Raw genomic sequence first — 22,206 nt, forward strand, 5'->3', positions numbered from 1 at the left:
GAGTGTTCGCCAAACCTCTGCGGACGCGTGCATCTGCCACCCGCCGGGAGCGGCCCGCGGGTGGTTCAGCCGCGCAGGGCCTTCAGCCGCCGCCGGGCCGGCCCCAGCGCCCTGCCCCGGTTCAGCAGGCCTGACCAGGGGTTGGTCCGGGCCTGATCGACGGCGTCGGCGACGGTCCAGCGGCGGGCGTGCAGCTCCGGGTCGTCCAGTTGCTCCCAGGTGATGGGGGTGGCCACGGGTGCGCCGGGACGGGGCCGGACGGTGAAGGGCGCGACGGCGGTCTGGGCGTAGGCGTTGCGCTGGATGTCGAGGTAGAGCCGGTCACCGCGGTCCTTCTTGCGGGCGGCGGTGGTGAGCCGGTCCGGGTGGGCGTCGGCGAGGGTGTCGGCGACGTCCCGGGCGAAGGCGCGGACCTCGTCGAAGTCGTGCCGTCCGGTCAGCGGGACGATCGCGTGCAGTCCGCGCGATCCGGTGGTCATCAGCGCGGCGGGCAGCTCCAGCTCATCGAGCAGCTCCCCGAGCAGCCGGGCGGCCTCGCGCACGGCCTCGAAGTCGTCACCGGCCGGGTCGAGGTCGAAGACCAGCCGGTCGGGGTGGTCGGGGCTGTCGGCGCGGGACAGCCAGCGGTGCAGGCTGATGCTCGCCTGGTCGGCCAGGTAGAGGAGGGTGGCGGTGTCGTCGCAGACGGTGTGCCGGACGGTGCCGCCCTCCTTGGCCAGCTCGACGCGAGTGATCCACTCCGGGTAGTGGTCCGGGGTGTTCTTCTGCATGAACCTGGGCCCGTCGAGGCCGTCCGGGTGCCGCTCCAGCATCAGCGGGCGGCCGCGCAGGTGGGGCAGCATGAAGGGCGCGACGGCCCGGTGGTAGTCCACCAGGTCGCCCTTGGTGTACTCCTTGGCGTCGCCGCCGCCGGGGAAGAGCACCTTGTCCGGCCGGTGCACCTCCACCGTGCGGCGGCCCGCCCGCACCCTGCGCGTGCCGTCGCCGCCGCTCACCGCACGACCGCCTCCTCCACCAGCAGCCGTCCGGCCGCCGCGACGGACTCGGCGTCGATGCCCGCCGCGTGCAGCTGCTCCTCGGGGGAGGCCGAGCCCGGCAGCGTCCGTACGCCGAGCCGCACCAGGCGCGGCACGGGACGACCGTCGGCGAAGGCCTCGAGCACCGCGTCGCCGAGGCCGCCCTCGGGGCGGTGGTCCTCGACGGTCACCAGGCAGCCGGTCTCCTCGGCGGCCCGGCGCAGGGTGGCCCGGTCGACGGGCTTCACGGAGTACAGGTCGATGACCCGCACCCGGATGCCCTCCTGCTCCAGGGCGTCGGCCGCGGCCAGTGCCTCGTGCACGGTGACGCCCGCCGCGACGAGGGTCAGCCGGTCCTCGCCGGAGGAGCGCAGCACCTTGCTGCCGCCGACCGGGAACTCCTCGTCGGGGCCGTAGATCACCGGGCTCTCGCCACGCGAGGTGCGCAGGTAGCGGATGCCCTCCAGGCCGGCCATCGCGCCGACGAGCCGCGCGGTCTGGTTGGCGTCGCACGGGTACAGCACGGTCGAGCCGTGCACCGCCCGCATCATCGCCAGGTCCTCCAGACCCATCTGGCTGGGCCCGTCCTGACCGATGGCGACGCCCGCGTGCGAGCCGACGAGGTTGATGCCGGAGCCGCTGACGGACGCCATCCGGATGAAGTCGTACGCCCGGGTCAGGAAGGCCGCGAAGGTGGCGGCGTACGGCACCCAGCCACGGGCCGCGAGGCCGACCGCCGAGGCGACGAGCTGCTGCTCGGCGATGTAGCACTCGAAGTAGCGGTCGGGGTGCTCCTTGGCGAAGAACTCGGCGCGCGTGGAGTCGCCGACCTCGCCGTCCAGGGCGACGATGTCGCCGCGGCCGGTGCCGAGCGCGGCCAGAGCCTCGCCGAAGGCGTTGCGGGTGGCGATCTCCTCGCCCTTCTCCCAGGCCGGGAGCTCGAAGTCCCCGGTCTGGACGGAGTGCAGCATGCGGGCGGCGGCCGGCTCCCGCACCTCGACGCGCAGGTCCCGGGAGCCGCCGAGTTCGGCGATCGCGTCCTCGGCCTCCGGCAGCGGCTTGCCGTGCAGGCCCTCGCGGTCCTGGACGCCCTCGACGCCCTTGCCCTTGAGGGTGCGGGCGAGGATGGCGGTGGGCTGGCCCTTGGTGGAGGCGGCCTCGCCGTAGGCGCGGTCGACGGCGTCGACGTCGTGACCGTCGACCTCGATGGTGTGCCAGTCGAAGGCCTGGAAGCGGCGGGCGTAGGCGTCCAGGTCGTGGCCGTGCCGGGTCGGGCCTCGCTGGCCGAGCCGGTTGATGTCGACGATCACGGTGAGGTTGTCCAGGTGCTCGTACCCGGCGTGCTCGGCGGCCTCCCACACGGATCCCTCGGCCAGCTCGCTGTCGCCGCACAGCACCCAGGTGCGGTAGCCGGTGCGGTCCAGCCGCTTGCCGGCCAGCGCGATGCCGACGCCGACGGGCAGGCCCTGTCCGAGCGAGCCGGTGGCCGTCTCGACCCACGGCAGGCGCTGCGGGGTGGGGTGCCCTTCGAGGCGGCTGCCCAGTTTGCGGAAGGTGAGCAGTTCCTCGTCGTCGATGGCGCCGGCCGCCTTGTACGCGGCGTACAGCAGCGGCGAGGCGTGCCCCTTGGACAGGACGAAGCGGTCGTTGCCGGGGTGGGCCGGGCGGTCGAAGTCGTAGCGGAAGTGGTGGGCGAGCAGCACCGCCATCAGGTCGGCGGCGGACATCGAGGAGGTCGGGTGCCCGGAGCCCGCGGCGGCGGCGGCGCGGACGCTGTCCACGCGCAGCTGCTGTCCGAGGTCGGCGAGTTCACCGGTGTTCATGAGTCTCCCTTCGCGGAGTCGTCCGGGGCGTCGGTTCGCTTGACGGGGCCGGGGGCGGCGCCGGTGTCCGGGGGCGGCTGGTCGGCCGGGGGCGACGGGGTGGGGCCGGGCTGGTTCTTCGCGGGCTCACCGCCCGGTTGGTTCTTGGCGGGCTCACCGCCGGGCTGGTTCTTGGCGGGCTCACCACCCGGCTGCCCCTTCGCAGGCTCACCGCCGGGCTGATTCCTGCCGGGCTCACCACCGGCCTGGCCCTTGGCGGGCTCACCACCCGCCTGACCCTTCGCAGGCTCACCGCCGGGCTGATTCCTGGCGGGCTCACCACCGGCCTGGCCCTTGGCGGGCTCACCACCCGGCTGCCCCTTCGCAGGCTCACCGCCGGGCTGATTCCTGGCGGGCTCACCGCCGGGCTGGCCCTTGGCGGGCTGGCCTTCCGCCTGCCCCTCCGCAGGCTCACCACCCGGCCGGTTCCTGGCGGGCTCACCACCCTGCGGCCCTTTCGCGGGATCACCGCCCGCCTGCCGCTCCAGGGACTCCGCACCGGGCCGGTTGCCGGCCGCCCCGTCGTCCGGACGGCCCTTCGCCGTCTCCGACTCGGTGCGGCGCAGGACCGCGGAGCCGGATCCGGGTCCGGAGCCGGAGCCGGGGCGGCCTTCGGTGGGCCCGTCGTCCGGGCGGCCCTTCGCCGTCTCGGACTCGAAGCGGCGCAGTTGAGCGGGCCCGGACCCGTGCTGCGGACCGGCCGGGCCGGATCCGGGCTGCCCCTTCGCGGGCTCGTCACCGGCCCGGCCCCGGTCGGGCCCCGTGCCGGTTCCCCCGTCGTGCGTGTCGGCCTCGATCGCCGCCCCCGGCCCCGACCGGGCGCTCGCCTCCTGCCGCTGCCCGGGTCCGCCCGGCACCCGCGCCAGCTCCGGCGACGACGTGTCCAGCGGCACGGACCAGGACCGCACGAGCCCCAACTGCACGGCCTGGCGCGGCAGTACGGCGTCCAGCAGCCAGTCGGCGGCCACCCGGACGCGGTTCCCCGGCATCGCGGCGAGGTGGTAGCCGCGCGTCACCGCACCGGCCGGCACCCCGGACAGGGGCACACCGAGCGGATTCGCGGCGGCCTTCGCACCACCCAGGTCCACGACGAAGCCCAGGTCGCGATGGCGGTAGGGCTTCCGCGCCCCGCCGAGGCCCAGCGAGGCGGCGACGTTCTCGGCCGCGACCTTGCCGTGCCGCCAGGCGTGCTGCGCCGTCATCGGCGTGTAGCTCCCCGGCTTCTCCAGGTCCGGCACCGCGGCCACGTCACCGCACGCGAACAGCTCGGGCCGCCCCGGCACCTGCAGGTGCGGGTCGACGAGCAGCCGCCCCTTCTCCATCGGCAGCCCGAGGGACTCGACCAGCGGGTCGGGCCGTACGCCCACGCACCACACCAGCGTCCGCGTGTCGACGAACTCGCCGTCGGTCAGCACCACCCCGTCGTGCGTGGCCTCCTTCACGGAGGTCCCCATCCGCACGTCCACGCCCCGCTCCCGCAGCACCCGGTCGGCGGTGGCGGACAGCTTCTCGTCCATCTCGGGCAGCACCCGCGGCGCCACGTCCAGCAGCATCCAGCGCGGCCGCATGCCCCGCCGCAGCGGGTGCTTGCGGACCTGCGCGTCGGTGAACATCTGCCCGTGCGCGGCGACCTCGGTGCCGGTGTATCCGGCGCCGACCACGACGAAGGTGCAGCGCGCGGCGCACGTCTTGGGATCGTCCGCGGCGGCCGCGAGCTCCACCTGCCGGGTCACGTGGTCGCGCAGGTACAGCGCCTCGGGCAGCCCGCGGAAGCCGTGCGCGTGCTCGGCGACGCCCGGGATGGGCAGCAGCTTGTTGACGCTGCCCGCGGCGAGCACCAGCCGGTCGTAGGAGAGGGTGCCGTCCTCGCCCTCGGGGCCCGTGTAGTGCAGGGTGCGGTCGTCGAGGTCGATCCGGTCGGCCTCGCCCAGCACCAGCCGTACGTTCGGCAGCGTGTCCGAGAGGGAGACCGTGACCCGGCGCGGCTCCAGCACACCGGCGGCGACCTGGGGCAGCAGGGGCAGATACAGGAAGTAGTCGGTCGGGTTCAGCAGGGTGATGTGGGCCCGGCCCCGGGTCATCCGGGACAGGGTGCGGGCCGTGCGGTATCCGGCGAAGCCGGCACCGACGATCACGATGCGGGGTCGACTCACGGTTGGCTCGCCTCCGGCGCTGTTCGCGTACCTCGGGAGCCTTCCGCGTCCCCCTGGCCAGGGCACCCAAACGTCCGCCCGCCCCGGCGCGGCCGGTTTCCGGCCGCCCGCCCGGGTACCCGGTGCGGGATACGGACCGCCGACGTCGCGGAGGCACTCCCCCATGCCCGAGTACGGATACTTCCTCTCGTGCGAGCAGTACGGACCCGCCGAGCTGATCGAGCAGGCGCGGATGGCCGAGCAGGCCGGTTTCCAGGCGCTGTGGATCTCGGACCACTACCACCCGTGGAACGACGCGCAGGGCCAGAGCCCGTTCGTGTGGTCGGTGATCGGCGCGCTGTCCGAGGCGGTGTCGCTGCCGATCGAGACGGCGGTGACCTGCCCGACCGTGCGGATGCACCCGGCGGTGGTGGCGCAGGCCGCGGCGACCAGCGCGGTGATGACGGACAACCGCTTCCGGCTCGGTGTGGGCTCCGGCGAGGCTCTCAACGAGCACATTTTGGGCGACCACTGGCCGCCGGCCCACGTCCGGCTGGACATGCTGGAGGAGGCCATCCAGGTGATGCGCCGGCTGTTCACCGGCGAGGAGGTCAACCACCACGGCCCGCACTACACGGTCGAGAACGCGCGCCTGTACACCGTTCCGGACGAGCCGATCCCGATCGACATCTCCGGCTTCGGCCCGGCGGCGACGCAGCTCGCCTCCCGCGTCGGCGACGGCTACATCACGATCCAGCCGGACGAGACGATGGTCGAGCAGTACCGCAAGGGCGGGGGCGGCGGAAAGCTGGTCAGCGGCGGCACCAAGGTCTGCTACGACACCGACGAGGACGAGGCCGTGCGCACCGTCCACCGGCTCTGGGCGAACGAGCAGTTGCCGGGCGAGCTGGGCCAGGTGCTGCCCTCCCCCAAGCACTTCGAGCAGGCGCAGCAGCTGGTCACCGAGGACATGGTGCGCGAGAACCGGGTGTGCGGCGACGACGTGGACGCGCACGTGGCGGAGCTGAAGCAGTTCGCCGACGCGGGCTTCGACCGGGTCTACGTGAACCAGATCGGCCCGGACGTGCGCGGCTTCTTCGACTTCTACCGCACGAAGGTGCTGCCCCAGCTCCAGCAGACCCTCTGACGGGACGGGAGGCGCGATGCGACTCCACCGGCCGGTGGTCTCCGTGTACACGGTGCCGACCGACGCCCCCGAGGCGGACGGCACGCTGCGGTGGGACTCCACGACCGTGGTGATCTGCGAGGTGGCGGCCGGCGACGCGACCGGCACGGGCTGGACGTACGGCCCGGCGCCGGTCGGCGACTTCCTCACCGGGCAGCTCGCCCCGCTCGTGGAGGGCATGAGCGCTCTGGACATCCCGGCCGTGCACGACGCGATGTGCCGCTCGGTGCGCAACGCGGGCCGCCCGGGCGTCGCCGCCTGCGCGATCTCGGCGCTGGACATCGCCCTGTGGGACCTCAAGGCCCGGCTGCTGGAACTCCCCCTGGCCCGGCTGCTGGGCGTGCGCGAGGAGCAGGTGCCGGTGTACGGCAGCGGGGGCTTCACCACGTACCACGACACGCACCTGGCCGCACAGCTCAACGGCTGGGTGCACGGGCAGCACATCCCGCGCGTGAAGATCAAGATCGGCCAGGGGTGGGGCCGCGAGGCGGCCCGCGACCTGCACCGGGTCCGGGCCGCCCGCCATGTCATCGGCGACGACGCCGAGTTGTACGTCGACGCCAACGGCGCGTACACCCGCAAACAGGCGGTGCGGGTCGGCCGGGTCCTCGCCGAGCACGGCGTGGGCTGGTTCGAGGAGCCGGTCTCCTCCGACGACCTGACGGGTCTCAGGCTGGTCCGGGACGCCGTGCTGTGCGATGTGACGGCCGGGGAGTACGGCTTCGACCTGCCCTACTTCGCCCGGATGATCGCGGCCGGGGCGGTCGACTGCCTCCAGGTCGACGCCACGCGCTGCGGCGGCCTCACCGAGTTCCTCCGCGCGGCCGCCCTGGCCCAGGCCCACGGCCTGGAGGTGTCCGCGCACTGCGCCCCGCACGCCCACGCGGCGGCGTGCGCCGCGATCCCCAACCTCCGCCACGTCGAGTGGTTCCACGACCACGTCCGCATCGAGGACATGTTCTTCGACGGCGCCCTGGACCCCACCGGCGGTACCGTCCGCCCCACCCAGGGCGTGGGCCACGGACTCACCCTGCGCACGCAGGAGGTGGAGGAATATCGCGTGGCCTAACCTCATCGGCGTCGCATAAGGTCACCGGCATGTCTCTGCGTCCGCGGCTGCGTGCCGCCCTGCCGGAAGCCATGCGAGCCCGGGACAAGGCGGCGGTGAGCGCCCTGCGCGGGACGCTGTCCGCGCTGGACAACGCCGAGGCGGTCCCCCTGGACGAGTCCGCGCCCCGCGCGGCGGCCCTGGAGGACTCGCCGGCGGGGGCCGGCGCCACCGAGGCGGCTCGGCGCGAACTCGGCGAGCGCGAGGTGGTGGACATCGTGCGCGCCGAGGCCTCCGAACGGCTGGAGGCGGCGGCCCGGTTGACCGCCCCGGCCCATGCCGCCCGCTCCGAACGCCTCCGCGCGGAGGCGGCCGTCCTGCTCCGGTTCCTCGACGCCGCCGAGGCGGACACCCCCTGGAACGGCTCCTAGGACGGTCCCTAGGACGCCCCCCAGGGGATTCCCTGAAACACCCCTGGGCCCCTAGCGGCGGACCAGTTTGCGTGCCGCGAGGGCCGCTCCGGCTCCCACCGTGAGGGCCGCGCCCATCCAGCCCCGGTTGCGCGACGCCCACTGCTGCGGGCTGTCGCCCGTGGCCTCGTCGTCGAAGCGCCCGTGCGCCCCGAAGTCCTGCCCGTGGGGTCCGTCCGCCGGGGCCCACAGGTTGGCCGGGCCGTCGGGCCGGCCCTCGTCCTGCTGCGCGTCGAAGTTCGTCCGCGCCAGATAGCGGTCCAGCAGGCCGGGGGCGATCGCGTTGGCGAGGAGCGTGGCGGCCGTGGAGCCGCCGACCCAGTACTCCCGGCGCCGCGCGTGCGTCGACGCGTGCACGATCGCCCGGGCCGCGACCTCCGGCTGGTAGACCGGCGCGACGGGCCGGGCCCGCCCCGGCATCCGGTTCAGCACCCAGTCGAACTGCGGGGTGTTGAGGCCGGGCAGCTGCACCATCGTCGTCCGCACGCCGCTGCGGGCATGCAGCAGTTCGCAGCGCAGGGACTCGTTGAAGCCCTGGATGGCGTGCTTGGCACCGCAGTACGCCGACTGCAGCGGGATGCCCCGGTAGGCGAGCGCGGAACCGACCTGCACGATCGTGCCGCGGTCGCGCGGCAGCATGTGGCGCAGGGCGGCCCGGGTGCCGAACACGTAGCCGAGGTACGTCACCTCGGTCACGCGGCGGAACTCGTCCGGGGCGACCTCCGTGAACGGCGCGAACACCCCGGTGAAGGCGTTGTTGACCCAGACGTCGATGCGGCCGTACGCGTCGACGATCTGCTGGGCGGCGTCCTCTACGGCCTTGGCGTCGGAGACGTCCACGCCGATGACGAGCGCCTCCCCGCCGGCGCGGCGCACGTCGTCCGCCGCGGCGGCGAGTCCCTCACGCCCGCGCGCGAGCAGGGCGACCGTGTCGCCCCGGGCGGCGAAGGCCCGGGCCGTGGCCCGTCCGACACCGCCGCTGGCCCCGGTCACCACGACCACCCGGCCGTGCCCCTGCGAGGTCCTTGTCGTGCGCACCCGGCATCACGCCCTGTGGTGGGGTACGTCCGGGTCGTCCGTGGGCCGCGGGGGCACGGTGCCCGGGGCGGTCCCGGCGGGCGGGGCCGGCGGCACGGGCGGGTAGGGCATGCCGCCCGCAGCCGCCTGGCCCGTTCGCCCACGGCCCGGGAAACGCGTGCCGGCCGCGTGCTCGCCGCCCGGGCGGGACGGCCGGGCCATGCCGCGCAGCACGAACGCCGCCGCTCCCAGGATCACGGCGGTGATCAGCGCCGCGGCCCAGTCGGGCAGCCCGAGGGCGAGCGCGAGGCCCACGGCGAGCGCGAGGGCCGCGCCCGCGTACAGGGCGAGGGCACCGGACGCGGCGTACAGCGCGGCCTTGCGGCGCTGCTTGCGGGTCTGCTCGCGCAGTTCGTCCCGTACGGTCTCGCGCGCCACCTGTGCCAGCTCGTCGACCAGGTGCTTGTCCAGATGCTCCAGGTGATCCAACGGCTTCATACCCGGCCGGGTACCCTCGCCCCCTGCCCGGTAACGCCGGTGCGGTGTGTCCGGCGCGGGGGGAGATCGTGTGGAGTGATCTCCCCGCCCGGCCGGCGCAACTAGGCTCGTCGGCATGGAGATTCTGGGTGCCACACTGCGCGTCTGCGTCGACGACCTCGAGACCGCGATCCCCTTCTACGAGCGGCTGGCGGGCGGCCCGGCCCAGCGCTTCGAACGGGGCGGTGTCCAGGTGGCGGCGATCGGCTGCTTCCTGCTGATGAGCGGTCCCCCGACCGAGCTGGAGGTGCTGCGCAAGGTCGCCGCGACGATCGCGGTGACGGACGTCGAGGAGACGCACAAGGTCCTCACCGAGCTGGGCGCCCACATCATCGCGGGCCCCATCGCGTCACCGGCGGGCCGCAACCTGATCGCCCTGCACCCGGACGGGTCGGTCTACGAGTACGTGGACCGCCAGGCGTGATCCCGGCCGGGGCCGGTCTCAGCGCCGCCCCGGCCCCATGATCATCTCGGCGGTGATCGCCCAGCGCTCGTGGTCGCGCCAGGCCCCGTCGACGAAGAGCATCTTCGGCGAGAAGCCCTCCAGGCGGAACCCGCAGCCGCGGGCGAGGGCGATCGACGCGGCGTTCAGGGGCTGGACGTTGATCTCCAGCCGGTGCAGCCGCATGGGGCCGAACGCGTACCGCACGACGAGGTCCAGCCCTTCGCGCATCAGCCCGCGCCCGGCGGCGTGCGCGAAGGCGCCGTAGCCCAGCGCCCCTGACTGGAAGCCGCCCTCGACGATGTTGTTGATGTTGATGAACCCGGCGATGGCCCCGTCGGCCTTCTCGCAGACGAGGAAGCCGGCCTTGGACGGGTCCTCGATCAGCCGGCTCGCGTAGGCGGTGTAGGCCTGTGCGGTGTTCGGCGGGAAGAGCCAGGGGTGGTGCAGGTCCTTGCTCTCCCGGGCGCGGGCGGTGAACTCGGCACCGTCCTCGTAGGTGAAGTGGCGTATGCCCACCCGGGGGCCTTCGGCGAGGTAGCGGGATGCGTTGTGCGGCACCCCGCCACAGTAACCGCGCGGCTGGATCTCTTCAGGAACCGGCGACCGGCAGCCGGAGCACGCCGGTCTCCCGCGGTCCGCCGGCCACGGTCACCGGCTTGATCCCCCGGTTGCCGAAGTAGGCGTCGTCGCTCGCCGCGATCACGAAGCGCAGCCGGTGCCCCGTCTCGTACCGGTGCACGATGCCGGGCAGGGTGACGGTGAAGCTCTTGGTCACGTCGGGGACGCGGACCGGCGCGACCAGGCGGCGCACCAGGGTGCGGGTGCCGTCGGGGGCGACGTCGTAGAGCTTGGCGAAGAGGACGAGCTTGTCGGCGGCGTCGCCGGAGTGCTGGGTGCGTTCGGCCTTCGGGGAGACGACCTTGAGCGTGGCCCGGGGCGCGCCCACGACGTCGAGGGGCCGTTCCAGCGGCGCGCTGGTCCAGTCGAGGTAGGTGCCCTTGGTGTCGCGCGGCGGTGAGTCCGGCACGCCGAGGAGGCCGGCCAGCGAGTTCTCCGAGTGGCTCGTGGGGATCGGCCAGTTGGCGTAACCGCGGCTGCCGCGCACCACCTTGTCGCGGTCGTCGACGAGCCTGCCGTCGCCGGAGAGGTACAGCGTGCGGCCGAGGGCGGGGAGGCGGTCGGCGGTGGCGTAGGCGCGCTCGGGGTCGGTGATCCAGTCGCGGTGGTAGGCGAAGGCGGGGCCGGTGTCGACGTCGGCCCGTTTGCGCAGGTGGTGGTCGAACCAGGCGAGGACGCGCCGGCCGACGTAGCTGGTCTCCAGGTTGCCCTTGGACAGGTCGAGTTCGCCGGCGGCCGGGCCGGTGAGGCCGCCGCTGTGGCCCCAGGACTGCCAGATCATCTTCACGGGGGTGCCCCGGCTGGCCAGTGTCCGGTAGGTCGCCGTCGCCTCGTTGAGGTTGAAGAGGGTGTCGGCCTGCCCCTGGACCAGCAGGGTGGGCGTCTTGACGCGGTGCAGGTAGGACGCCGGGGAGACGCGGTGCGCGAAGGCGAGCAGCTCGGCGGTCCGGTCGGCGGGGAACTTCCCGGAGTTGAGGGTGTGGACGGTCCGGCAGGCCTGGGTGACGAAGTGCAGGCAGGTCAGGGAGTTGATCCGGGACGGGTCGAGGCTGGGCTGGAGCAGCGGCTGGCCCTCGCCGATGAGGTAGAAGCCGTTGGTCCACTGCCATTTGAAGACGCCGGGCACGCCGGCGCTGCCGACGGCGTCGTTGGGGGCGAGCGAGTGGGCCAGGTCGTTCCAGGTGATCATCGGGACGAGCGCGTCGAGGCGGTGGTCGACGGCGGCCGTCGCCAGCTGGACGGCGCCGCCGTAGGAGCCGCCGATCATGCCGACGCGGGGGTCGCCGGGGGCGTCGAGGGTGACGAAGTCGGCGGTGGTGCCGTCGTCGGCGGCGCGTTTGCCGCCCAGGAAGTCCACCAGCTGCGCGGCGGCGGCGCCGTCGATGTCCGGGTCGTCGAGGGAGATGAGGCAGCCGCTGCGGCCGAATCCGAGTCCGGAGTAGACGAGGGAGACGTAGCCGCGCTCGGCGAAGGCCTTGCCGATGGTGTCCGTCGAGCCGTCCGACTTGCTGCCGCCGAAGCCGTTCGTGCCGAGCACGGCGGGCGCCGGGTGGTCGCGGTCCACGCCGGTGGGGCGGTAGAGGTCGGCGTCGACCGTGCAGGCCCGCCCGCCGGCCTGGACGGTGAACTTCAGCGGGGTGACGGAGTAGGAGGCGGCGGCGGTCGCGGGCGGGGTGAGGGCGAGCGGGGCGGCCAGGACGGCGCCCAGAGCGAGAGCGAGTGCGCGGGATCTGGGCACGCGTCGGGACACACGGACCTCCACGGTGGGGACGGCGACACCCGGACGACCCGGATACCGGTCGGTATGTACTGGCCGGTAGTCATGGTGTGACACGTGTCAGGGGGCGTCAATCACCGAAACGAGGGTTTCTTGACAGGATTTCAGTAGCGGCCGGTCAGCTCAGGGCCGGTTCGTCGAGCGTCAACGTGCCCGTGTCCGCGTCCAGTTCGGCCCCGACCCCGAGGGGCATCGTCAGCGCGCCCTCGCCGTGCCCGAACCCGAACTCCTCCACGACCGGGACACCGAGCCCGCCGAGCCGGTCGGTGAGGACCGCGCGCACCTCCTCGTACGGACCGCACCTCGCCCACGACCCGAGCGCGATGCCGGCCACCCCGTCCAGCCAGCCGCCGCGCAGGAGTTGGGTCAGGTAGCGGTCCAGTCGGTACGGGCTCTCGCCGACGTCCTCCATCAGCAGCAGCCCGCCGCGGGCACCGGCGTGCGCGTGCGGGGTGCCGAGGTCGCCGGCGAGCAGGCTCAGGCAGCCGCCCAGGGTGACGCCCCGGGCCCGGCCGGGCACCAGTGCGGCACCGCCCGGGGGCGCCGCGGCGATGGTCCGCACGGACTCCGGCTCGAAGAGGGTGGCCCGCAGGTGCTCCTGGGCGCGGGCGTTCTTGAGGAAGTCGACACCGGCGGCCGCGGGCCCGTACAGGGTGACCAGGCCGAGGCGGGTGGCGAACGCCTGGTGCAGGACGGTGATGTCGCTGAACCCGGCGAACACCTTCGGCCCCGCCGCCCGCATCGCCGCCCAGTCGAGCAGGTCGACCGTGCGCTGCGCCCCGTACCCGCCCCGGGCGCACAGCACCGCGGCGACGGACGGGTCGCACCAGGCGTCCTGCAGGTCGGCGGCCCGCTCCGCGTCCGTGCCGGCCAGGTAGTCCAACGTGCCGTGCCGGCCGAGCACATGCGGCGCGGGCACGGGGTCGAGGTCCCAGCCGCGCAGGATGTCGAGCCCGGCCTGCAGCCGCTCCTCGGGCACGGGCCCGCTGGGGGCGACGACGGCCACGCGGGCGCCGGGGGCGAGCCGGGGCGGCCGGACGAGCGGGTTCATTGGCTGTGCTCCAGGGTGGGTGTTCCGAGCGGGTTCACTTGGTGAGCTCCAGGGTGGGGATGCCGAGCGGGTTCAGGCGGAACACCTGGGCGTACAGGGAGAGTTCGGCCTCCAGGGCGCGCACCATGGTCTCCGCCCTGCGGAATCCGTGGCCCTCTCCCTCGAAGGCGAGGTAGGCGTGCGGCACCTGCCGCCCTTCGAGGCGGGCCAGGAAGCGCTCGCACTGGACGGGCGGGCAGATCACGTCGTCCAGCCCCTGGAGCAGCAGGAACGGCACGCGGAGGCGGTCGGCGTGGGTGGCGGGCGAGCGCTCCGCGTACCGCGCGGGCACCTCGGCGAGCGGCCCGATCAGGGACTCCAGGTACTGGGACTCGAAGTCGTGGGTCTCCCCCGTGCCCCAGCCGGTGAGGTCCAGGATCGGGTACTTGATGGTGCCGCAGGCGTAGACGTCGGTCGTGGTGAGCGAGGCCGCCGCGGTCCAGCCGCCCGCGCTGCCGCCGCGGACTGCGAGCCGGCGGCGGTCGGCGGTGCCCTCGTCGGCGAGGGCCAGGGCGACGGCGGCGCAGTCCTCCACGTCCACCACGCCCCACTGCTCGCGCAGCCGCTCGCGGTAGGCGCGGCCGTACCCCGTGGAGCCGCCGTAGTCGACCTCGGCGACGCCGATGCCGCGCGAGGTGAAGTAGGCGATCTCCAGGTCCAGCACGAGCCCCGCGCGGCCGGTGGGGCCGCCGTGCGCCCAGATGACGTACGGCGGCAGCTCCTCGCCGGGCGCGACGCAGGCGGGATGGTGCGGCGGGTAGATGTGGGCGTGGATGTCGCGTCCGTCCGGGCCGGTGAAGGTGCGGATCTGCGGCTCGGGGTAGTACGCGGGGTCCACGGCGTCGTCGTGCTCGGCGCCGATGACGCGGGCGTGGCCGGTGCGCGTGTCCAGTTCCACGACCTCGTGGGCGCTGCGCGGGCTGGCCCCGACGGCGACGACCCGCTCGCCGTGCGCCGCGAGGGTGGGGGCGAACTCGGTCCAGGGCCCGGCGGCGTCGACGACCTCGCCCGTCTCGGGGTCCAGGATGCCGAGGGCGGTGGCGCCGCGGCCGTGCACGACCGCGATCAGCCCGCTCTCCAGCGGTGCGAACCATCTCGACCCGAGTTTCCACAGCGCGTCGCCGAACTCCTCCTCGCGGGGGCACAGCGGCTCCCCGTCGAGGTAGAGGTTCCACCAGCCGGTGCGGTCGCTCGCGTGCAGCAGGCGGCCGTCGTGGGTCCAGTCGGCCTGCGGGATGGACTCCCCGGGGCCGCCGGCGACGGTCCGGGGGTCGTGCAGGGTGCCGTCGGGGCCGACGTCGGCGAGGACCAGTTCGGTGCCGTCCCACGGCATGCGCGGATGGTCCCAGGCGAGCCAGGCCGCCTGCCGCCCGTCGGGCGAGAGCCTCGGCCCGGTCACGAACCGGTGCCTCTCGTCGGTGAGTTCGCGCACGGCGCCGCGGTCCTGGGCGGCGGATCCGTCCAGCGGTACGGCGGCCGGGACGCGGCGCACGTCGGCGGGCCCGTCGCCGGTGAACTCCTCCAGCACGCACCACACCTCGCCCCGCTCCGGCCGGAGCAGCGGCTCGGCCCAGCGCAGGCCGGCGCCCACCGGGGACACGGGCGTGAGCGGGCGCGGCTCGCCGCCCGGCTCGCAGCGGTAGAGCCGCTGGTCGGCGAAGTTCACGAAGACCAGCAGCGGCCCGTCCTCGCCGGGCAGGGCGGCCCACGGGTGTCCGCCGTACTCGATGACCCGGCTGCGCACGTTCCACGGCGCGGGCAGCACCGTCTCCTCCCGGCCGTCGGTGTGCCGCCGCACCAGGGTGCGCCGGCCGCCCTCGGCGGGGCGCGGCTCGGTCCACCACACCTCGTCGCCGACGAAGCCCACGTACTCCGGGTGCCCGTCGTGCGCGGCGGCCAGGGCCGCGTCGATGGGCGAGGGCCACGCCCCGTACGCCAGCGTCCGCACCGTCTCCCCCACTCGTTCAGGCGGTCCGCAGGAACCGGTCGAGCACCTGCACCCCGAAGTGCAGCGCCTCGACGGGGACCCGCTCGTCGACCCCGTGGTACAGGGCGCCGTAGTCGAAGCCCTCCGGCAGCTTCAGGGGTGTGAAGCCGTAGCCGGTGATGCCGAGGCGGGAGAACTGCTTGGCGTCCGTGCCGCCGGACATGCAGTACGGCACGACGTGGCCCTCCGGCGCGAACTCCTCGACGGCGGCCCGCATCCGGGCGAACGTCGGTGAGTCCACCGGCGCCTGCAGGGCCACCTCGCGGTGGTGGAACTCCCACTCCACGTCCGGCCCGGTGAGCCGGTCGAGGGTGCCGCGGAACTCGTCCTCGGCGCCGGGCAGATACCGGCCGTCGACGTACGCCACGGCCTCCCCGGGAATGACGTTGATCTTGTAACCGGCGTTCAGCATGGTCGGGTTGGCGCTGTTGCGGAGGGTCGCCTCGACGAGGTGCGCGGCCGGGCCGAGTTTGTCCAGCAGCGCGTCCACGTCGGTCAGGTCGGTCTCGATGCCGTAGAGGGCCGCGAGTTCGGTGAGGGCGGCGCGTACGGTCGGGGTCAGCCGCAGCGGCCACTCGTGTGCCCCGATCCGCGCGATCGCCTGCGCGAGGCGGGTCACGGCGTTGTCCGGGTTCACCTTGGAGCCGTGCCCGGCGCGTCCCCGCGCGGTGAGCTTCAGCCAGGCGGTGCCACGTTCGCCGGCCGCGATCGGGTAGATCTGCCGCCCGGCCCCGTCGTGGAAGGTGAAGCCGCCGGACTCGCTGACGCCCTCGGTGCAGCCCTCGAACAGTCCGGGGTGCTCGTCGGCGAGGAATCCCGAGCCGTCCTCGGCGCTGGCCTCCTCGTCCGCGGTGAACGCGATGACGACGTCCCGCCGGGGTCGCACGCCCTTGCGGGCCCAGGAGCGCACCACGGCCAGGATCATCGCGTCCATGTCCTTCATGTCGACGGCGCCGCGCCCCCAGACGATCCCGTCGCGGACCTCCCCGGAGAACGGGTGCACGCTCCAGTCGGCGGCCTCGGCGGGCACGACGTCGAGGTGGCCGTGGAGCAGCAGCGCGTCCGCCGAGGGGTCGGTGCCCTCGACGCGGGCGACGACGTTGGTGCGGCCCGGGGTGCGTTCCAGGAGCGTCGGCTCGATCCCGGCCTCGGCGAGCCGCGCGGCGGCGTACTCGGCGGCGGGCCGCTCCCGGCAGTCGCCGCCACCCCGGTTGGCGGTGTCGATCCGGATCAGGTCGGACGTGAACGTCACGACCTCGTCCAGCGCCCGCTCGTCCACCCGCTCAGCCATACTGCTCCTCCACCGCGGCCGAGACGATCGTGGTGACCGCCTTGAAGGCGCGGATGCCCTCGTACATGGTCTCGCTCGTGCAGGCCACCTTCCGCTCCGCGATCCGGTCCACACCCGGCACGAGGGTGGCGGCCATCGCCAGGTGCTCCGCGTCGAACTCGACGGCGACGGTGAACGGGCCGCCCCGCACGGGCTCGTGACGCACCGCCAGGGCCGCGGCCTCCTTGGCGGCGGCCCGGATGTCGGCGGCCGTCCGGGCGGGTGTGCGGCACACGGCCGCGTACCGGGAGACGTGGTCCTTGACGGCGACCTTCAGCGCCCCGGGCGCGTAGCCGAGCGCGTCCTCGCAGGCCACGTCGTCGCCGGTGACCAGCACGACCGGCACCCCGAACTCGGCGGCGACGTGCGCGTTGAGCAGCCCCTCGCTGGCCCGTACGTCGTTCAGCCACACCCCGGTGATGGAGTTGGCGAGGTAGGTGTGCGCGAGGACGCCCTCCATGCCGGCGCCCGCGTGGTAGCCGACGAACGCAACGCCGTCGACGTCGCCGTACTGCACCCCCTCCACCATGGACAGCGCCTTGTGCCGCCCGGTGAGCAACCGGGCCCGTTCGTCCAGCTGCTCCAGCAGCAGATTGCGCATGGTCGCGTGCGCCTCGTTGATGAGCACCTCGTCGGCGCCGCCGTCGTGGAAGCCGAGCACGGCGGCGTTGACGTCGGAGGTGAACAGCGCGCGGCAGCGCTCCCACTGGGACGCGCCGGGCATCACGTCGTCCGGCCAGGTGACGCCGGTGGCGCCCTCCATGTCGGCGCTGACGAGGATTCTCATGACGAACCGTCCCGGGTGCAGATCTTCATGGTTCGTCACGTTACGCGCTGCGGGCGGAACCGGCTACGAGGTGGTCACCACCGTATCGGCAGGTCGGTGATGAACGCGGTGAGGCGGTCGGCGAGGAGCCGGTGGTCGTGGGCCGAGTAGTGCCAGTGGCAGCCGGTGTGGTCCAGGCCGGTGGTGTCGAGGGGCCAGTGGCGGACCCGGCGGTCGCCGGCGGCGGTGCGCTCCCGGACGACCTGCTCGACGTGTCCCGCGAACGGGCCGGTGCCGACGGCCAGGAGGGTGGTGCGCGGGCCGTAGCGCGTCCGCAGCTTCTCCAGGAAGGCGCCGTAGGCGCTGCGGTAGGCGGCGGCGAGGCTCTCGTCCGTCCACGGCTCGCCCGGACCGACCGGTGTCGAGAAGTCGTTCGTGCCGAGGTACACCACGACGAGCTGCGGTCGCCAGGTGCCCGGGTTCTGCCAGACGTCGCCCGGCACGTTCAGCAGCGCGCGGTCGTAGAAGGTGCGGTAGTTCACCTCCGGGGAGCCTCCGCCGTAGTTGCGCACCATGCCCAGGCCCGAGTAGGCGTTGAGCTGGTAGTCGGCCTTCAGCCGCCGGGCGGTGAGGGCACCGTAGCTGACGTCCGCGTTGGTGGTGCGCCTGAGCTGCTCGCCGTCGCAGTCGCGGGAGTCCGAGAGGTTGCCGTAGCCCGCGGTGAGGGAGTCGCCGACGAACTCGATCTGGCGGCCGCGCGCGGCCGGCCTGCTCAGCACGGCGCCGCCGGGCGCGGCGACGAACCCGCCGAACGCGCTGGTGGACCAGGGCGTGTCGTTGCGCTTGACGAGCCGCACGGTGTGCACGCCGTCGCGCAGACCGGTGACCCAGTGGGTGGTCTTGCCCGGCGTGACGAGGGTCGCGACGGTGGTCCCGTCGACCTGGACGTCGTAGTCGGCGGCCGGGTCGTCGAGCACGATTCCGACGCCGGTCCCCCTGACCCGGCCCTCGAAGTACACGCCGGGCCAGCTGTACCGCAGGACGTCCCCGGCGTCCTGCACCCGCCCGGCGGTGTGCACGCTCGCCCGCACTCCGTCCCGGTCCGGCGCGGCGGTGGCGACGGACGCGGTGCCGAGCAGCAGCATCGACGCCGCCGACGCGACCAGCGTCCGGACCCAGGGCAACGGCATGACGGTCCTCCGGACGGCGAGGCGGATGCACGGACAGGACGGCGCATCAGTGACCGTACACCGACAAAAACCATGGTCACCAGGGTCAGTTCCGGAGCCGGTCGAAGCGGAAGGGCAGCAGCGTCTCGGGCCGCCGCCATCGGCGACCTGAGAGCCCACCAACTCCTCGCGGCGGTCGGCCGGTCCGCCCGCACGCGCCTGCTCGACCTGACGGCCGTCCGCTGCGCGAGCACCGGACGGCCAGGGCCCTGTACCTGGCCTGTCTGGCCGACCGGCTGGGCGGCGGCCCGGACCGCTGACCGGCCGCGTCAGCCCGTGCGCCCCGCCACCAGCCACCGGGAGGGCAGCTCGATGCGGGTGCCGTCGGGGCGGTACTCCGTGGTGCTCAGGGGGAGTTCGCCGCTCGCGAGGACGGTGAGCCCCGCCGCGCGCACATACTCGGGCACGGCGTCGTCCGAGACCTCGCCGGGCGCGATGCCGTGCCGGAACACGGGCGCGAGCTTGGCCGGCGGACCGGAGGGGCCGCTCGCCAGGCCCATCAGCACCGGCTTGGCGGCCCCCGAGAGCTCCACGAGGAAGGCGCGGCCGCGGTCCCCGACCAGGGTGGCGATGCCGTCCACGAGCGCCTGCCGGTCGTCCGGCTCGCACTGGTGCAGGACGCCCCGCAGATAGACGTTGGTGTCGCCGAGCTCCGCGTGCAGGGCCTGGGTCTCGCTCTTCTCGACGGCGTCCAGCTGCCGGTACGTCGCCTGGCCCGCCGGGTCGGCACGCCGGGCGTGGTCGAGGGCCGCGGCGGACAGGTCGGCGCCCAGGACCCGCGGGAAGCGGTCGGCGAGGTGACGGGTCTGGGTGCCGTTGCCGCAGCCGAGGTCCACCAGCGGCAGCGCGGGATCGGCCAGGTGCGGTTCGAACAGGGCGAGATGCGGCCCGACGGTCAGGGCCGGCTCCGCGTCCCAGAACACCGCCCCCGGTTCGTCGGACGCCTCACGCCAGAACCCCTCCCAGGACTCCCGGTACCGACTCGTCACGCTCATGTCCGACTCCCCAGGGTGCGAACGATTCCCGCCATGAGTGACGGGCGAGTACGGTGTACCGCGCTCGGGTCGCGGCCACAAGGACGCGGCCCGTTCCTTCACCCCGCGTTCGACACGGTGGTGCTCAGCGGCGCGGCAGGGTCAGCTCGAACCACACCGTCTTGCCGGCCTTCGTCCGGCTGGTCCCCCACTCGCGGGCCAGCGTGCTGACCACGCGCAGGCCGCGTCCGGCGTCGTCGAGCGGGCCCGCGCTGAGCAGCGTCGGCAGTTCGTGGTCGTCGTCCTCCACCTCGCACAGCAGGGTGTCGCCGCGGACCAGGCGCACCTCGACGGGGCGGGCGTGGGAGTGCCGCACGGCGTTGGTGACGAGCTCGCCAACCATCAGCTCGGCGGACGCGACCAGCTTCGCCAGGCCCCAGTCGTGCAGTTGCTCGCGGACCGCCGCGCGGGCCCGGCCCACCTCGGCCGGGTCGAGGGCCAGCCGCCATTCGGCCACGTCGTCCGGTGCGATGCCGTTCAGGCGGGCCATCAGCAGGGCCACGTCGTCCTTGCGGCCGCCGCGCGTGTTGAGGGCGCGGATGATCGTGTCGCAGGCCGCGTCCATGGACGCGGCCGGGTGTGCGGCCGACTCGCAGAGCGTCGCGAGACCCACGCCGATGTCCTCGCCGCGCACCTCCACCAGCCCGTCGGTGCACATCACCAGCCGGTCACCGGGCGCCACCGGGACGCGCACCGCCTCGAAGGGCACTCCCCCGACCCCGATGGGCGCGCCCGTGGGCAGGTCGAGCAGTTCGCTGCGGCCGTCGTCGGCGCGGACCAGGACGGGCGGGATGTGCCCGGCGTTGGCGAGGTGGAGTTCGCCCGCGATCGGGTCGTAGACGGCGTAGAGGCAGGTCGCGAGGTAGGTGTCGCCGAGGCGCTGGGCGAGGTCGTCGAGGTTGCGCAGCAGCTGGGCGGGCGGCAGGTCGAGCCCGGCCATGGTCTGCACGGCCGTGCGCAACTGGCCCATCATGGCGGCCGAGTTCAGGCCGTGGCCCATGACGTCGCCGACGACGAGTGCCGTGCGCCCGCCGTGCAGCTTCACCGCGTCGAACCAGTCTCCGCCGACCCGCCCGAGCAGGGTGCCGGGCAGGTAGCGGGTGGCGATGTCGCAGCCCGCCATGCGGGGCGGGATGTGCGGCAGCATGCTGTCCTGGAGCGTCTCGGCGACGTTCTCCTGGAACGTGTACATGCGCGCGTTGTCGAGGACGAGGCCCGCACGGGCGGCGAGTTCGGCGCCGGTGACGCGGTCCATGTCGTTGAAGACGGGCCGCTCGGGGTGCCGCAGCAGGATCATGAAGCCGAGGACGACGTTGCGCGCCTTCAGCGGCACGACCAGCATGGAGCGGCCCGTGATGAGCGGCCGGATGTCCCGCTTGTCGAACTGCGCGGCGATGGCGTGCCCCATCTCCTCGCTGATGCGCGGCACGAGGACGGGCTCGCCGCTGGTCATGCACTGGAAGAACGGCGTGTGCGCCGGGAACGGCATGGCCTCGCCGACGGGGACGACGTCGTCCCAGCGGCCTGGTTCGTCGGTGTGCTCGACGGCGACCCGGTGCCACATGGTCGTGGTGTCGGGCACGCCCTCGGGGAAGCCCTCGCCGGCGACGACCTGTTCGCGCAGGTAGGTGCCGGCGACATCGGTGAAGCGGGGCACGACGGCCCTGCTGACCTCGATGATCGTGCGGGACAGGTCGAGGGAGGTGCCGATGCGGCCGCTGACCTCGTTGAGGAACTCCAGGCGCTCGCGGACGGCGGCGTACTCCAGGTCCTCGCCCTCGTCGCGCAGTTCCTCGGGGACGGGTTCCCCGGCGGCCAGGGCCCGCGCGGCCCGCTCGCGGCGCGCCCTGCGCTCGGCGCGCCGGGCCACGCCCCAGTCGGGCGTCACGGGCACCCGGTCGTTCTGGCTGAACTCCAGTACCGGGTAGCCGAGTTCGAGGACCTGCGCGACGATGCGGGCGCTCTCGCCGACGCTCATGCTGGGCAGGATCTCGGGGAGCCGGCGTGCGAGGTCCTCCGCGCCGGGGAAGTCGGTGTGCAGGGCGAAGCCGGGCGCGATCCGCTCGAACTCCCCGTCTCCCGCGCGCAGCCCGGCCGCGTCGGCGGCCAGCACGAGCAGCCGTTCGGGTCCGGGGCCGACCAGGGGGTAGGCCCACCACAGGACGTCGACCCGCTCGCTACCGGGTGCGGTGAGCCGGGCGCGGCCCGCGGCCGGGTAGGAGAGCCCCTGGTCGAGGGAGGCTTCGAGGTCGGGTCCGAGGCCGTCGTCGGCGGCGTACGGGGCGGTGTCGGGCTCTCCGGGCAGGGCGCCGGAGACGGGGAGCAGGTCGAGGGCCGCGCGGCCGATCGCCTCTTCCTTGGGGACGCCGAACAGCCGTCGTGCGCCCCGGCTCCAGTGGGAGACGAGGCCCTCGCGGTCGACGACGACCACGGCCAGGGGGACCCGGCCGGGCTCGGTGGGTTCCGTCACCGTGCCCTGTCCAGCCCCGGGGCTGGGGGTGGTGTCCGTCTCGGTGCCACGGTCCATGGCCCAGGCCCTCTCTCCCCACGGATCCGCAAGATCTGTGCCGGCGTCACCACCGTACGGCGCCCGCCGGTCGTGAGGTGAGGCAATGCGGGAAATTGCTCGCGCGGGGTTCGCACCGGCGTGCGACCCCGCGCG

The 22,206-nt window shown here is 74.0% G+C and carries 18 protein-coding genes; 4 read left to right on the forward strand and 14 right to left on the reverse strand.

From position 1 onward, the window contains the following. Window positions 1-65: 65 nt before the first annotated feature. Genes ligD through ABZ948_RS25815 form a run of 3 tightly spaced genes read right to left on the reverse strand, consistent with a single transcriptional unit; the run spans window position 66 to window position 5,031 of the window. A complete protein-coding gene (gene ligD, locus ABZ948_RS25805; protein ID WP_359763294.1) occupies window positions 66-995 on the reverse strand; it encodes a non-homologous end-joining DNA ligase in 930 nt (309 codons plus the stop codon). After that, window positions 992-2,839 (reverse strand): transketolase, encoded by a 1,848-nt coding sequence (locus ABZ948_RS25810; protein WP_359763296.1) that lies wholly within the window; start codon window positions 2,837-2,839, stop codon window positions 992-994. Before ABZ948_RS25810 ends, ligD begins: the two co-directional genes overlap by 4 nt. Next, window positions 2,836-5,031 (reverse strand): FAD-dependent oxidoreductase, encoded by a 2,196-nt coding sequence (locus ABZ948_RS25815; protein ID WP_359763298.1) that lies wholly within the window; start codon window positions 5,029-5,031, stop codon window positions 2,836-2,838. The genes ABZ948_RS25810 and ABZ948_RS25815 overlap by 4 nt, the downstream gene beginning before the upstream one ends. Window positions 5,032-5,194: 163 nt before the next feature. Here ABZ948_RS25815 and ABZ948_RS25820 point away from each other — a divergent pair, with 163 nt between their 5' ends. The 3 genes from ABZ948_RS25820 to ABZ948_RS25830 all read left to right on the forward strand — a co-directional run bounded on the left by ABZ948_RS25820 (window position 5,195) and on the right by ABZ948_RS25830 (window position 7,675). Beyond that, on the forward strand, window positions 5,195-6,157 hold the full coding sequence (locus tag ABZ948_RS25820) for an LLM class F420-dependent oxidoreductase (protein WP_359763299.1): 963 nt from the start codon (window positions 5,195-5,197) through the stop codon (window positions 6,155-6,157). A gap of 16 nt (window positions 6,158-6,173) precedes the next feature. Continuing rightward, window positions 6,174-7,265, forward strand: coding sequence for an enolase C-terminal domain-like protein (locus ABZ948_RS25825; protein WP_359763300.1), 1,092 nt, complete (start codon window positions 6,174-6,176; stop codon window positions 7,263-7,265). Window positions 7,266-7,336: 71 nt separating this feature from the next. Next, window positions 7,337-7,675: a GatB/YqeY domain-containing protein gene (locus tag ABZ948_RS25830; protein WP_359763356.1), complete on the forward strand. Its 339-nt coding sequence runs from the start codon at window positions 7,337-7,339 to the stop codon at window positions 7,673-7,675. A gap of 51 nt (window positions 7,676-7,726) precedes the next feature. On the opposite strand, the gene ABZ948_RS25835 is transcribed toward ABZ948_RS25830, so the two are convergent. Then, on the reverse strand, window positions 7,727-8,752 hold the full coding sequence (locus tag ABZ948_RS25835; RefSeq protein ID WP_359763302.1) for an SDR family oxidoreductase: 1,026 nt from the start codon (window positions 8,750-8,752) through the stop codon (window positions 7,727-7,729). A 6-nt stretch (window positions 8,753-8,758) separates the two neighbouring features. Further along, complete coding sequence (locus ABZ948_RS25840) at window positions 8,759-9,229, reverse strand: phage holin family protein (protein ID WP_359763304.1); 471 nt, start codon at window positions 9,227-9,229, stop codon at window positions 8,759-8,761. Window positions 9,230-9,344: 115 nt separating this feature from the next. Between ABZ948_RS25840 and ABZ948_RS25845 the strand changes: the two genes are divergently transcribed. Beyond that, window positions 9,345-9,692, forward strand: coding sequence for a VOC family protein (locus tag ABZ948_RS25845; protein WP_359763306.1), 348 nt, complete (start codon window positions 9,345-9,347; stop codon window positions 9,690-9,692). An 18-nt stretch (window positions 9,693-9,710) separates the two neighbouring features. Here the strand turns inward: ABZ948_RS25845 and ABZ948_RS25850 are convergent, their stop codons facing one another. The 9 genes from ABZ948_RS25850 to ABZ948_RS25890 all read right to left on the reverse strand — a co-directional run bounded on the left by ABZ948_RS25850 (window position 9,711) and on the right by ABZ948_RS25890 (window position 22,071). Beyond that, the gene (locus tag ABZ948_RS25850) at window positions 9,711-10,271 is read right to left on the reverse strand and encodes a GNAT family N-acetyltransferase (protein ID WP_359763308.1); all 561 of its coding nucleotides are present in this window, start codon (window positions 10,269-10,271) and stop codon (window positions 9,711-9,713) included. A 31-nt stretch (window positions 10,272-10,302) separates the two neighbouring features. After that, window positions 10,303-12,081, reverse strand: coding sequence for a CocE/NonD family hydrolase (locus ABZ948_RS25855; RefSeq protein ID WP_359763310.1), 1,779 nt, complete (start codon window positions 12,079-12,081; stop codon window positions 10,303-10,305). Between the two features lie 145 nt (window positions 12,082-12,226). Continuing rightward, window positions 12,227-13,159 (reverse strand): S66 peptidase family protein, encoded by a 933-nt coding sequence (locus ABZ948_RS25860; RefSeq protein ID WP_359763312.1) that lies wholly within the window; start codon window positions 13,157-13,159, stop codon window positions 12,227-12,229. 34 nt (window positions 13,160-13,193) lie between these two features. Beyond that, on the reverse strand, window positions 13,194-15,158 hold the full coding sequence (locus ABZ948_RS25865; protein ID WP_359763314.1) for a prolyl oligopeptidase family serine peptidase: 1,965 nt from the start codon (window positions 15,156-15,158) through the stop codon (window positions 13,194-13,196). 4 nt (window positions 15,159-15,162) lie between these two features. Beyond that, entirely contained in the window at window positions 15,163-16,476 is a 1,314-nt protein-coding gene (locus tag ABZ948_RS25870) for a M20/M25/M40 family metallo-hydrolase (protein WP_359763316.1), read from the reverse strand. Next, window positions 16,469-17,302, reverse strand: a complete 834-nt coding sequence (locus ABZ948_RS25875; protein WP_359763318.1) for a M55 family metallopeptidase — start codon at window positions 17,300-17,302, stop codon at window positions 16,469-16,471. Before ABZ948_RS25875 ends, ABZ948_RS25870 begins: the two co-directional genes overlap by 8 nt. A gap of 74 nt (window positions 17,303-17,376) precedes the next feature. Further along, window positions 17,377-18,471, reverse strand: a complete 1,095-nt coding sequence (locus tag ABZ948_RS25880) for an SGNH/GDSL hydrolase family protein (protein WP_359763320.1) — start codon at window positions 18,469-18,471, stop codon at window positions 17,377-17,379. A 308-nt stretch (window positions 18,472-18,779) separates the two neighbouring features. After that, entirely contained in the window at window positions 18,780-19,505 is a 726-nt protein-coding gene (locus ABZ948_RS25885) for a class I SAM-dependent methyltransferase (protein WP_359763322.1), read from the reverse strand. Window positions 19,506-19,629: 124 nt separating this feature from the next. After that, on the reverse strand, window positions 19,630-22,071 hold the full coding sequence (locus ABZ948_RS25890) for an ATP-binding SpoIIE family protein phosphatase (RefSeq protein WP_359763324.1): 2,442 nt from the start codon (window positions 22,069-22,071) through the stop codon (window positions 19,630-19,632). Window positions 22,072-22,206 lie beyond the last annotated feature (135 nt).

This window comes from Streptomyces olindensis, assembly GCF_040645895.1.
In the GTDB taxonomy this organism is placed as follows: domain Bacteria; phylum Actinomycetota; class Actinomycetes; order Streptomycetales; family Streptomycetaceae; genus Streptomyces; species Streptomyces olindensis.